The sequence below is a fragment of the Roseateles sp. SL47 genome (assembly GCF_026625885.1).
Taxonomy (GTDB): Bacteria; Pseudomonadota; Gammaproteobacteria; order Burkholderiales; family Burkholderiaceae_C; genus Roseateles.
The window spans coordinates 4,434,377-4,447,438 of record NZ_CP113068.1; the positions used below are offsets into that span (position 1 = coordinate 4,434,377).

Annotated in this window: 9 protein-coding genes; 6 read left to right on the forward strand and 3 right to left on the reverse strand. The window is 65.7% G+C overall.

Going from position 1 to position 13,062, the window contains the following annotated elements; genetic code table 11:
• The first annotated feature begins 208 nt into the window (after positions 1 to 208).
• The 5 genes from OU995_RS19235 (at position 209) to OU995_RS19255 (ending at position 8,721) form a co-directional block, all read left to right on the forward strand.
• Entirely contained in the window at positions 209 to 1,621 is a 1,413-nt protein-coding gene (locus OU995_RS19235) for a GntP family permease (RefSeq protein ID WP_267831645.1), read from the forward strand.
• Positions 1,622 to 1,709: 88 nt separating this feature from the next.
• Positions 1,710 to 2,153, forward strand: a complete 444-nt coding sequence (locus tag OU995_RS19240; protein ID WP_267831646.1) for a DUF2946 domain-containing protein — start codon at positions 1,710 to 1,712, stop codon at positions 2,151 to 2,153.
• A 410-nt stretch (positions 2,154 to 2,563) separates the two neighbouring features.
• On the forward strand, positions 2,564 to 4,759 hold the full coding sequence (locus OU995_RS19245) for a TonB-dependent receptor (protein ID WP_267831647.1): 2,196 nt from the start codon (positions 2,564 to 2,566) through the stop codon (positions 4,757 to 4,759).
• 286 nt (positions 4,760 to 5,045) lie between these two features.
• Entirely contained in the window at positions 5,046 to 6,746 is a 1,701-nt protein-coding gene (locus OU995_RS19250; protein ID WP_267831648.1) for an Hsp70 family protein, read from the forward strand.
• Between the two features lie 10 nt (positions 6,747 to 6,756).
• Entirely contained in the window at positions 6,757 to 8,721 is a 1,965-nt protein-coding gene (locus OU995_RS19255) for a hypothetical protein (protein WP_267831649.1), read from the forward strand.
• A 26-nt stretch (positions 8,722 to 8,747) separates the two neighbouring features.
• Here OU995_RS19255 and OU995_RS19260 read toward each other — a convergent pair whose 3' ends face one another.
• Both OU995_RS19260 and OU995_RS19265 read right to left on the reverse strand, forming a co-directional pair.
• Positions 8,748 to 9,704, reverse strand: a complete 957-nt coding sequence (locus OU995_RS19260) for an alpha/beta hydrolase (protein ID WP_267831650.1) — start codon at positions 9,702 to 9,704, stop codon at positions 8,748 to 8,750.
• A gap of 212 nt (positions 9,705 to 9,916) precedes the next feature.
• Positions 9,917 to 10,072, reverse strand: a complete 156-nt coding sequence (locus OU995_RS19265; protein WP_420714744.1) for a hypothetical protein — start codon at positions 10,070 to 10,072, stop codon at positions 9,917 to 9,919.
• Between the two features lie 224 nt (positions 10,073 to 10,296).
• On the opposite strand from OU995_RS19265, the gene OU995_RS19270 reads away from it, so the two are divergent.
• Positions 10,297 to 11,340, forward strand: coding sequence for a PEP-CTERM sorting domain-containing protein (locus OU995_RS19270; RefSeq protein ID WP_267831651.1), 1,044 nt, complete (start codon positions 10,297 to 10,299; stop codon positions 11,338 to 11,340).
• Here the strand turns inward: OU995_RS19270 and OU995_RS19275 are convergent.
• Entirely contained in the window at positions 11,329 to 12,903 is a 1,575-nt protein-coding gene (locus tag OU995_RS19275; RefSeq protein WP_267831652.1) for a methyl-accepting chemotaxis protein, read from the reverse strand. The two genes, OU995_RS19270 and OU995_RS19275, sit on opposite strands and share 12 nt — an antisense overlap.
• Between the last annotated feature and the right edge of the window lie 159 nt (positions 12,904 to 13,062).

The window sequence follows — 13,062 nt, forward strand, 5'->3', positions numbered from 1 at the left end:
TCTACCCCAGTTGATCTGCGCAGGGTGATGTCCCCGCATGGTGACCCGCATGGTGTCCCCGCATGGGGCCGCATCGACCACGGTGCGGGAACCGCGCACTCTGCGCCCCCACTGCGGTCGCTCCCTGATATCGTCACCCCGCCCCGCTTCCGGCCCTGCCAAGGCGTGCGGAATGCCAACGAATCATCAACGACGGAGACAGGCGAACATGAGCCCTGGGGACATTCAATTGCTGGTCATCGCCTTCGGCAGTGTGCTGGGGCTGGTCGCCTTGATCGTGACCAAACCCAGGCTGCATCCGCTGGTGGCGTTGCTGCTGGTCTCCATGGCCGTCGGGCTGTGTACGGGCATGCCGCTGAACAAGCTGGTGTCAGCCATCTCCGGCGGCGCGGGCAAGACGCTCGGTGCGGTGGGGCTGGTCGTGGCGCTCGGGGCCATGCTGGGCAAGTTGCTGGCGGATTCGGGCATCACCACCAGTGTGGCCGATGCCATCGTCAGTCGTTCGTCTTATCGGGCCCTGCCCTGGGCCATGGCCGCCGTCGCCTTTGTGGTCGGCATTCCGATGTTCTTCGAAGTGGGCCTGGTGGTGCTGCTGCCGCTGATCTTCGGTGTGGCGCGCAAGCTGGAGAGCGACCAGCAGGGGAAAGGCTCGGCCTATGTGTATGTGTCGGTGCCGGTGATCGCCGCTTTGGCGGCCATGCACGGCATGGTGCCGCCCCATCCGGGCCCGCTTACCGCCATTGCCACACTGAAAACGAGCGTGGGCCCCACGATGATCTACGGGTTCATCGCCGCCATCCCCGCCATCATCCTGGGGGGGCCGGTCTATGCGGCCTTCATTGCCCCGCGGATGCGGGCGCGGCCGGACGAGGCCATGATTCATCAGTATGTGGCGGAGGGGCGCGGGGCCGAGCACGGGCAAGAAGCAGCGGCTTCGGCGCCCGCCCGCCCCCACGTGCCCGGTGTGGGCATCGGAGTGCTGTGCGCCCTTCTGCCCGCCGTGCTGATGCTGTCGCATGCCGTGGCCGAGATCGTGCTGGACAAGGCGTCACCAGTGCTGCACATAGCGGCCTTTGTGGGCAACCCCATCATTTCGATGCTGCTGGGTTTGATCTTCGCCATGGTGATGCTGCGCTCCGGCGATCCGGAAGCCGTGCGGCAATCGCTCAGCCAGAGCGTCAAGCCGATTTCGAATGTGCTGCTCATCATTGCCGGTGGCGGCGCGTTCCAGCAGGTGCTGACCGATGCGGGTGTGGGCAACGCCATTGTTCACATGAGCCATCTGTGGGCGGTGTCTCCACTGCTGCTGGGGTGGCTGATCTCCATGCTGCTGTCCGTCTCCACCGGCTCGGCCACCGTGGGCATTGTCGGCGCCGCAGGCCTGCTGGCCCCGCTGTCGGCTTCCGACGCGGCGATCAATCAACCGCTGCTGGCGCTGTCCATTGGCTGCGGGTCTCTGTTCTTCAACTATGCCAACCATGCCGGTTTCTGGCTGGTGAAAGAGTCCTTTGGCATGACGATGGGGGAAGCCACCCGCACCATTTCCGTGGTGCAGTCGATTGTGGCTGTCGTGGGATTGCTGATGGTGTTGGTGATGAACCTGCTGCCGCCCCTGGGCTGACGCCCGGACAGCGCCGCTCCCGAATCGAACCTTGAAATGAGACAAGCTTGGGGCCGCCAGCGCCTTCGCCGCCTCCTATAATTTTTGAATGCTTCAACAACGGCGCTTCAAAGCCTTCACCGCATGGGTGGCCAGCCTGGTCATCCTGTGGAGTGCGCTCGCGCCGAGCTTGTCGTATGCCTTTGTGTCGGACGTGCCCGGTGGGTGGATCGAAATCTGCTCGGTCACCGGCGCCAAACTCGTGCCGGCGCAGGCAGCTTCCTACGGCGCTGATGCCGCAGTGTCCGGCTCATTCAAGTCCGACACTTCCAAGCCCGACTCATCCAAGCCCGACACTTCCAAGTCCTCGGCCCTGAAGTCCTGCACCTATTGCAGTTCTCACGTGCAGGTGTTGGGTCTGCCGCCCGCCCCTGCGGCTGGTCTCACCTTGGAGGCTCTGGCCTACCACCTGCCGGAGCTGTTCCTGGCAGGCGTGCGAACCCTGTTCGCCTGGGCCAGTGTTCAAGCACGCGCCCCGCCGCTGAGCCCTTGATCGGCTGATCGCCGCCGCTCCGGTCGGCGGGCGCGTGAGCGGCCTTCGCTGCGTTGCTGCGTTGCTTCGCTGCGTTGCTGCGTTGCTGCGTTACTGCGTTGCTGCGGCTGCGTTGCCGTAGCTCCCATGCCGCAGCGGTCTGCCGGGCGCAAGCCTGTGTGGCCCGTTCGTTTCAGCGCCGGCGCCGCGTCGCCACCTGCGCCTCCGACCTCCATCTGCCCCCCGGTTTCCATGTGCGACGCCTCGTACTGCGTCCGTGCACGTCCGCTTGCACGTCCGCTTGCACGTCCGCTTGCACGTCCGCAGGCGCGTCTGCCTGCACGTCTGCCTGCGCGCTTGCGTGCCGATGCCGCGTCCCTGCGTCATGGTCCGTCATGGTCCGCCATGGTCCGCTTTTGAATGATCTGCTCATGTCTTTGCATCACCCCTCTTCCCTGACCCTCGCAGCCCTTGCTGCCCTGTCTCTGCTGAGCCAGGCCCAAGCACAGTCCGCACCGCAGCCGCAGTCCGGCGACACACTTGCGCCTACGGCGGCAACGTCACCGGCCGCCACGCCCCTGTCCCCCTCCACCCCTCCTTCCAACCAGCCTTCCAGCGCTGCTTCCAGCCTTCCTGCCAACGCTCCCACCGCCGCACCCGCCGCACCCGCCGCACAGCAGGACGCAGTGCTCACCCTCGGAACCGTTCGGGTGGAGGCCCGATCCAAAGGCCCGCTGGACGTTCGTCGCGTGTTCAGCTCCGTCGACGTCCTGGGCGCCAGCCTGTTGGAAGACCAGCATGCCGACTACAGCTGGGAGCTGCTCACGCGGGCCCCTGGCGTTCAGGTCACACAATTCAAGCAAGGCACCGACGCGGGCCGTTTCAGTTTCCGGGGCTTCAATGGCGAGGGCCGGGTGAATGCCGTCAAGCTGTTGATCGACGGCATTCCCAGCAATGACAATGCCGGTGGCATGCCCTATTTGGATGCCGTCTTCCCGCTGGAGATGGAGCGCATCGCCGTGGTCCGGGGCACCAATGACGCGCGTTATGGCCTCTACAACATTGCCGGCAATGCGGATGTCCAGACCCGCCAGGGCGGTAACGAGGGTCAGGCCAGCGTGACGGTGGGCAGCTACGGCACCCGCGAAGTGCAGTTGGCCAAGGGGTGGGAGTCGGGCGACTGGAGCCAGAATTACTTCATCGGCTGGCGCGACTCGGACGGCTATCGGGACCATGCGGATGCGCACAAGCTGGCCTTGTCCGGCAAATGGTTCTACACCCGCAACGACCTCGGCTGGCGCGCGGGCCTGACCGCCCGTTACTTCCATAACGACGCGTTGGAATCCGGCTACCTGACGCGTGAAGAGGCGGAGCAAACGCCGCGCATCTCGCCTGCCTATGCCGCCTCGGACCGCAGTGAGCGCACCGTGAGCCAGGTCGCGCTGCATCTGGACGGCCGATGGAACGAGGTGTCGAGCTGGACGGTCAAGGCCTATCGGAACGCTTACGAGAATCAGCGCTTCGTCCGCTTCTCCGCCGCAGGTGTGCAGCAGGAGCGAGACAACGATGAGCACCATGAAGGCCTGCTGGCCAGCGCCAGTTGGCGCCCCACGGTGGATTGGGCGCATGAGGTGGTTCTGGAGGGTGGTGTGGAGGCGCAATGGCAGCACAACGAAGCGCAGCGCTACCGGACGGTGGACCGTGTCCGCACCTCGCAGTTCCGCGCCTGGGACTTTGACCAGGACAGCCAGGGCGTTTATGTGCAGGCGCTGATTCGCCCGGTGGCGGCCCTGAGCATCATCCCGGCGCTGCGCCTGGAGCATCTGGACGGGCAGTTCCACGACCTGCTCGCCGGCAAGACCTACGCGATGTATGACTACGGGGTGGTCAAGCAACCCAAGCTCAGCGTGATCTATGCAATCACACCACAGGCCAGCGTGTATGCGAACTGGGGCCGGACCTTCCAGATCGGCAGCGGCATTGACGCCTACAAGACCCAGGAGCGCAATCTGCGTCCGTCCCTCAACACCGGCTGGGAGAGCGGTATGAAATGGCAGCCCCTGCGTGTGCTGGAGGGGCGCCTCTCCTACTGGGAACAGCGGGCCACCGGCGAGGTGGCGCGGGTGCTCGGCGTCGATGGCTTGCCCGATGCCGGTGGCAACGGCAATGTGGGCCGCACACGCCGCCGGGGTGTGGATCTGCAACTGAGCGCCCAATGGAGCCCGACCTCGCGCACCTGGGTGGCCTATTCCCGGCAGAAGGCCACCATCGTCACGCCCGACCCGAGCGCGCCGTTGACAGCCGGCAAGGAGATTGAAAACGTCCCCCACTACCTGGTCAGCGGCGGCTGGGACCAGCAACTGGCACCGCGCTGGAAGCTGTCCGTGTGGGGCAATGGCCAGGGCGGTTATTACCTGGAGCGCACCAACACCGTGGCACGCGCCGGGCAGTACATCCAGTTCAACACCAGCCTCACGTATCAGGCGTCGCAGCAATGGTCGCTGCAACTGCAGGTGAAGAACCTCGCCAACCGGCACTATCTCTACGCCTGGTATGACAGCGGCTCTTCCGGGTATTCCCCGGCGGATGGTCGCAGTGCTTACGTGAGTGCGGACTGGCGGTTCTGAGGTACACCCCGGTCCGGCGGGCCCCTGGCGGGCCAGCTCCGGGTCAGTTCCGGGCCAATGCCGGGCCAATGCCGGGACGCTGCCGGCGCGGGTGTGGGGACGGTTGCGGAGAAATTTGTGGCGGATTTCTCACGCCGACGCCGCCACGACCCCCACCCGTGCCTTCCCGGCAAACTTGTGCCGTGGTGCGCCGGACCAGCGGTGCTATCCTCCCGCGCCTTCGGGGCACGTCCATCGAATCGACCGACCCCGACATTCCAACAACGACAGCACAGGGATCGGACTCATGATCGTCGGTATCGACCTCGGGACTACCAACAGCCTGGTGGGCGTGTTCAAGGACGGCGCGCCCGTCCTGATCCGCAACGCGCTGGGGGACTATTCCACCCCTTCCGCCGTGGCGCTGGACGATCAGGGCCAGTTGATCGTGGGCCTGGCGGCACGGGAGCGGGCCGCCACCCATCCGCACATGTCCGCCCAGGCGTTCAAGCGCTGGATGGGCACCGAACGGCGTGTACGCCTGGGCGACAAGGAATTCCGCCCGGAAGAACTCTCCGCCCTGGTGCTGCAGTCCCTCAAGGCGGACGCCGAAGCGTTTCTGGGTGAACCGGTCACCGAGGCCGTGATCACCGTGCCCGCCTATTTCAACGACGCCCAACGCCGCGCCACCCGCATGGCCGGTGAACTCGCCGGCCTGAAGGTGGAACGCCTGCTGAATGAACCCACGGCTGCCGGCCTGGCTTATGGCCTGCAGGAGCGGGAGAACAACAGCACCTTCCTGGTGTTCGACCTGGGCGGCGGCACCTTCGATGTGTCGGTGCTGGAGTATTTTGACGGCGTGGTGGAAGTGCGCGCCAGCGCGGGCGACACCCGGCTGGGCGGCGAAGACTTCGCCCACGTGCTGGGCAAGCTGTTCTGTGACCGCTGCGAAGACATCACCACCGCGCGCCGCGAGTCCCTGGCCCAGAGCACCCACTGGTGGCGCGCCGCCGAGACCGCCAAGCGCGAACTCTCCGAGCGCGATTGGACCCGCATGCAGCTGGTGCTGGACGGCAAGGCCCTGAGCGCCGAGATCACCCGCGACGAATTCGAAAAGGCCAGCGCGGAGCTGCTGCACCGCCTGCGCCGCCCGATTGAACGCGCCCTCTACGACGCGCAACTGCAACCGGCCTCGCTGGACGAAGTGGTGCTGGTGGGCGGCGCCACCCGCATGCCGATGATCCGCCAGATGATCACCCGGCTGTTCCAGCGCCTGCCGCTGCGCACCATCGACCCGGACCAGGCGATTGCCCAGGGCGCTGCCGTGCAGGCCGGCCTCAAGGCACGCGATGCGGCGCTGGATGAGGTGGTGCTGACCGATGTGATGCCGTTTTCCCTGGGCATCATCAGCTCACATGAGGTCAATGGCACCCTCGTGGGCGACCGCTTCAGCCCGATCATTGAACGCAACACGCCTGTGCCGGTGTCTCGTTCCGGCATCTACTCGACCGTGGCCGACAAACAAAAGGCCATCAAGCTGGACATCCGCCAGGGCGAGTCGCCCGTGGGCTCGGAGAACCTGAAGCTGGGCGAGCTGGAAATCGCAGTGCCGCCGGCCAAGGCGGGCCATGCCAGCGTGGAAGTCCGCTTCACCTACGACGCCAACGGTTTGCTGGATGTGGATGTGAAGGACCTGCTGGGTGGCACCACCGCCAACACGCTGATCCGCAACACCGCCACCGACATGTCGGAGGACCAGGTGGCGCAGGCGCTGGAAAAGCTGCAGTCGCTCAAGCGTCACCCGCGTGACGACGCCGACAACGTCTATCTGATGGCCCGCGCCAAGCGCCTGTATGAAGACCGTCTGGGGCCGGACCGCCAGATGATCCAGGACTGGATTGCGCAATTCAGCAGCGCGCTGGAAACGCAGGACCCTCGCGTCATCCGCGACGCGCGGGGCGCCTTCAAGGCCGCCTTGGACAGCATCGACACCAGCTTCCGCTTCTGAGGACACGGCCATGAAGGATTGGCAGCGTGTGGGGCTGGAAGCGCCCAGCACTGACCTGGGCGCGATCAAACGCGCCTATGCGAAGGCGGTGAAGGTCACCCGGCCGGATGATGACCCGGTGGCCTATCAGGAACTGCGTGAAGCCTATGACCGGCTCGTGCAGCGGGCGCGGCATGTGGCCGCGATGCAGGCCCGCGAGCAGGCTGCCGCGCAGGAGGAGGCCGAGTCCGTTGTCGAGGTGGCCGCCGAGGTGACGGTTGAGGCGACGGTTGAGGCGACGGCCGAAACGACGGCTGAACGGCGCGAAGCGGTTCCAGGCGCGGGTTCAGACACGACTCCAGACGCAAGTTCAGAAGCGGAAGCCAAAGCGGAACAAGCGGCGGAACTTAGAGCCGAACCGCAGCCGTCGCCCACGCCAACTCCCACACCGGAACCAGAGCCAAAGCCGGAACCAGAGCTGGAACCAGAGCCGGAGCCCAAGCTGACGTTGCAGCCAGAGGCACCCGGACCCACCCCAGCAACGCAAGCTCCGCACCATGAGCCTGTCCGTGACACAGCGGCAGCGATCACGCCGCCAGCGGTGGAGTTGCCGCCACCGCCACCGGCACCGCGACCCGCGCCAGCCGATCGCTTTGAACTGTTGTCTCCGGCAGCCCTGGCTCAATGGCTGAATGACCGCTCCCTGCTTGGCCGGGACGCCCTGATCGCGGCCTTGCCGCAGTTGCGCGACCAGCTCAATCACCAACCCTTTGAGTGGCGCGTCGACAGCTCGGTCCAGATGGCCCGGCTGGTACTGAACAACAGTGCCGACTGGCCTGCCCAGGCGCTGAATCTGCTCTTCGAGCACTTCGACTGGTTCGACATGGGCCGCACGCGCCACGAACTGGGCGACGACGCGGCACTGGCGCTCACGCGAATGGCGGACGACTGCCTGGAGCGGCCGATCCATGAAGCCCATCTGCTGCGGCAGTTCGGTGAAGCGATCGCGTTCTCCCGCCTGATGGGGCAACGCCGCAAGAGCCCGTTCTGGGAATGCTTCATCATGGCCTTGCTGAAGCCGGTGCTGGAACTCCAGCTCCAATGGATGAGCCCCGCCCTGTGGCGCCGCTTCGGTTTTGCGCCGTCCTACAAGGAACAGCGGTGGAAGCTGGCCTTTCAGTGGGGACGGGCTGCGCAATGGGCGTTTGCCGTGCTGTCTGTCCTGCTGATGTATTGCGCCTTGAGAGGCAGTTGGGGCTTCGGCATCGACGCGGCGTTGCAAGGCGTGGTGGCCACGGTCGCCGCCATGGGCCTCGCGCGCATCGAGGTGTTTGTTGTCTTGAAGGTGCGCGAATGGAAGGAATGGGAGCGGGTGACTCACGCCCTTCGGCTGACCCGCCTGCCGCTGGACGTCATCATTCCGTGTATTGGGTTGGGACTTCTGGCCGTCGCCGCGCTGGGCGATCTGCTGGCCACGCATGCGGACCAGGAGGTGGGCATTCTGATGCGGTTGCTGGTGGTGCCGGGCGCCTTCCTGGCATTGCCCAGGGACTTCCGCCAAGCCATGATTCCGCTGCTGCTGGTGCCATACTTCCAGCACTTCCATGGCCTGTTCTACGGTTTGACCGGTTATGGCGTCATCCTGTGGGGCATGCTCGGCGCACAGGCCTACGCGCAAGGCTGGGTGCGGGTGGACAACGGTGAGGTGACCACGGCGTTGATCAGGTTCCCGAAGAAATCGCTGAGTGACTGGGTCTTGCTCGGCACCGTGGGTCTCCCGGTGCTGTTGGCCTGGATCACCGATCGGGCCGGCTTCTACACCGTGATGTTTGCCTGGCTGCTGGCCGACGCCGTGGCGTTGACCGAGGTGGGGGTTCACGGCCCCTGGGCCCTGCCGGTGATGTGGCTGGCGCTGGCGGCCGTGCTGGGCATTCAGCGTCTGGCTGCCACGCTGGGACTGCATGTCTTGCGTCGTCTGGTGCCTCAACCGCACTGAGCCTGAACGCAGGACACTCGAAGCCCTCAGCCCCCGGTGTAGGGCCCCCGGCCGGGCAAAGCCCATAGCAAACCCGAGGTGGCGCCCCCCGGCGCCACCGTCAGGTGGTCTTCGCCCGCCAGCACATGGCTTTCGATGTGCAGCGAGCGATAGCGGCGGCGCTGCAGCAGCGTCTGGAATCGACGCATATCGGCCACCATGTCCGTCTCGCTGTTGTAGCGTGCCCCCTGCCCGACGGCCTCGTACCCACCGACATACTGATACACACGGGCCGGCAGATCCCGATGGGTCCGCGCATGCTCGGCCTCCCGCTGGAACAGGACGTGGTCGTCGAACCAGTAGGACGGACTGCCCAGGATGTAGTGGCTGAAAAGCGCCGGCTGCGTCAGCAGCACCTGGGCCGCGAACAGCGCGCCATAGGAATGCCCGAGGATCACCCGCCGCTTCGGGTCCAGCCCATACCGTGCGGAGACGGCCGGCACGGCCACGTCCGCCAGATACCGCAGGTAGTCCGCTGCACCGCCATAGGGGCCGCCACCGTAATGGCGCGCGGACCGTGAAGGCCGGCTGAGCGGATCGGTGGGCGTGTAGTCACGATTGCGCATGGACACGGCGGATTCGTCGGCCGGCCCGGCCAGGCCGACCACTGCAAAGTCGGCCAGGTTGCGCCCTTGCTGCCCGACCCGATGGCGCAAGGCACGCACCAGAGGAAAGGCATACGGAGCATCCGTCACAAAAACCGCCGCCAAAGAGTTGGTGGAAGAAGGTCGCACGCCCGGTGGCAAGTCCACCCAGACTTCATAACGCCTGCCGGTTTGAGGGTCTGGCAGCAGATGCACAAAGCTGTTGGGGAGCGCATAGGGGCCGGTCGACGGCGGCAGCTCGCCGGACGGCTGCGGCGAAGGAGGGATGGCCTCCCCTCGCGCGGAAAAGCCCAGAACCGGCGCAAGCGCAGTAGCCAGCAGATGCCTGCGAGAAGTCATTCAGTTCACCATCCCATTCCATCCAATCCCATCGACCGCATCTGCCGTCCCGCTCCTCTCAGGGACCGGACATCGCAGACACGGTCGATTCTCTCGGGGATGTCCCAGGTGCTGTCCGCGCTTGTCCGTTACTGCGGTAACGGCATCACGGCATCACAGATTCACCATGGGGCATGACGGCCATGATGGCCGCGCTCCCCCTTCGAAGGGGCTCAACCGTGCAGCCGCGTGGCGACCTCGGCCACCCGGGCGGCGTAACGCCTCACGGTCTCCAGGTCCCCTTCGGACATTTCCTGCATGCTCGCGTCCGACGGCGATTGCAGCAGAGCCCCCACCGAGCCGCTTACGCATTGGGCGGAGCCAAACATGGAGGCCGTCACTGCGGCGCAATCTGCGCCACATCTGCGCCACATCTGCGCCACATCTGCGCCAGCTCTGCGGGTTTGCGCGACATCGCACGCACGGGCGCAGCGGGCAAGCCTCGCTCCGGCCCATGAAGCCGAAATCGCCGACAACCAGCCACAGGCATCGGATGGGCGGTGAACTACCCTTCCAGGGCGTCCAGGTTTCTCCCCCTGGGCAGGAGTCCTCCATGCACTGCCTCCGATCCTCCCAGCGATGGTCCTGGACACGTCTATGCCTATCGTCTTTGCTGGGGCTCGCCAGCTTCAGTGGATGGGCGCAGGACGCGACGATGTCCGTCTCGGTGTCCGCGACGGCGATGGCGTTCCTTCAGGACCAGCAACCAACGCCTCAATCCTTGGAGCGCGCGGGAAGTCTCTACACCCACGCCGCCATCTCGGGGCAATCCGGCGGTCTGACGGGCGACGCCCAGTCAACCGCCTGGGGCAAGGTGGGATACGGCTACATGCAGCTCTACGCCTCAGGCGGCACGCAGCTCAGCGGCGGCGGGCCGGTGGGCGAAGTGAAGACGTCTGCCACCGCGCGTGCCGGGCTGACCGATAGTTTCCTGATCACCTGCCCGGCCTGCGTGGCCGGCACCGAGGCGACGGTCACCTTCCGCGTGCTGGCCGACGGTGGCGCCGGCGCCGATGTCCAGATGGTGCAGGACCCCAACGACGGCATGGGTTCCGCCTCCTTCGCTTATGCCTCGATCAGCAGCAGCTTCACCATGAATGCGCGGGATGCCAACGACCCGTCCCAGGCGGCTGGCAGTGCGTTGGGGCTGTCCGTCCTGCGCATGGAGCCCGGGGGCGGTTATTACCATGACCGCCCCTTGTGGGGCGAGTGGGTCACGGCACGCTTCACGCTGGGCGACCCCTTGTCCTTCAATTGGTGGGCGGTGGCGGATGGCAACGCCGCGGCTGGCAACTACACCGACGTGGGCACCATGAACGCATCCACGGTTTACGGCGCCAACTACAGCGCCGGTTTCTACTGGGGCGGCATCACCGAGGTGCGCACCGCCAGCGGGGACCTCCTGACCGGCATCACCGCCTTCAACGCCGCCGGAGTGAATTACGCCAATGCGCTGGCGCCTCCGGTGCCGGAGCCCTCTGCGACGTGGCTGATGCTGGCGGGACTGGCGGGACTGGCGGTCAACGCCCTGCTGAGAGGGCGCCTGCACAGGCGGCGCGGCCAAGCGACCGCGCCGCTGCAGCTGTCATGCCGCTAAGGACATGCCCGCGCCATGGCCTTGTCGGGCCAGCTTGAACACCTCCACCACCTGCACCAGTTGCCCGGCCTGACCCTTCAGGCTTTCGGCGGCGGCCGCGCTCTCTTCCACCAGGGCCGCGTTCTGCTGGGTGACCTGGTCCATCTGGCTAACGGCTTCACCCACCTGGGAAATCCCGGTGCTCTGCTCCGAGCTGGAGGTGCTGATTTCGCCCACGATGTCCCGCACCCGCTGGATGGAGTTCACAATTTCATCCATGGTCTTGCCGGCCTGATCCACCAGCCCGGCGCCCTGCTCCACCTGCTCCACGCTGCGGTGGATCAGACCCTTGATCTCCTTGGCCGCTTCCGCGCTGCGCTGAGCCAGGGCGCGCACTTCGGACGCCACCACAGCAAAACCACGGCCCTGCTCGCCGGCACGCGCCGCTTCCACGGCGGCATTGAGCGCGAGGATATTGGTCTGGAAGGCGATGCCGTCGATCACCCCGATGATGTCGCTGATCCTGCGGCTACTGTCGCTGATGTCGCGCATGGTGTGCACCACCTTGCTCACCACTTCACCACCTTGCTGCGCCACCGAGGAGGCCCCTTGAGCCAGCTGGTTGGCCTGCTGGGCGTTGTCGGCGTTGTGACGCACGGTGGTGTTGAGCTGCTCCATCGTGGCTGCCGTCTGCTGCAGCGCACTGGCTTGCTGTTCGGTGCGCTGGCTCAGGTCCTGATTGCCCTGCGCAATCTGCGCACTGGCGGTGGCCACGCTTTCGGAATTGGACCGCACATTGGCCACCACCTCCGACAGCCGGACCTGCATGCTCGCCAGATTGGCCAGCACACTGGTGGTGTCGTCCGCACGCTGCGCCAGCGGCTGGCTGAGGTCGCCCTGGGCCACACGCGACACGGCCGCCGACAGTTCATCCGGCTCCGCCCCCAGCGCCTGGCGAATGCTGCGGGCCAGTACCCACCCCACCCCACCACCAATCAGCGCCATCAGCACCGCCAGTGCCGACATCAGCAGCACCCCGGTGGAGGCGCGCTGCTCGCTGGACTTCGCGAGGGTGTCGGCCACGCGCTGCTGGAGGTCCGCCGAGTCGTCAACGGCCTTGAACACGACCTCCTGCAAGCTCCGCACTTCGCCATTGATGGCTTCGCCCGCCGCAGCTTTGTCGCCCTTGGCACCCAGCTCCATGGCACGGTCCATGGCCGCGTTGTATTTGGGCCGAGCCTCGTTGATGATGGTCAGGAACTCACGGCCTTTGGGCAGGGTGACACTCTTGTCCAGTTCCGCCAGGATGGCGGAGTTCTTGCTGCGCAGTTCGGCAATCTTCTTGCGCTCGCCCTCCACAAAGGCGGGGTCGTTGTTGATCACGGTGTTGCGTGCATACCGGCCAATGGTCTGAAGGTTGTCCTTGAGCTCATTGAACTGCGCCAGCTTCACCATTCGGTTGCTGGCCAGCTCATTGATACCGGTGTTGAGCTGATTGAGCGTGATCGCGGCGTAGGCCACGATGGCGACGCCCAGTGTCACTGTGGCGCCAAACCCCAATGCGAGCCGTTTGGCGACTGTCATCTTCCTGACCATGGTGCTTCCTTCAAGATTGAATGAAGAAATCGGCAACCATTAATCTTTTTGCCGAGTTTCGATGAATTGGAGTATCAATTCCATCGAATAAGGCGGATGCGCGCAATACGCCCGAGCTAGCAATGCCAATGGGGCTGTGCCGAAAGG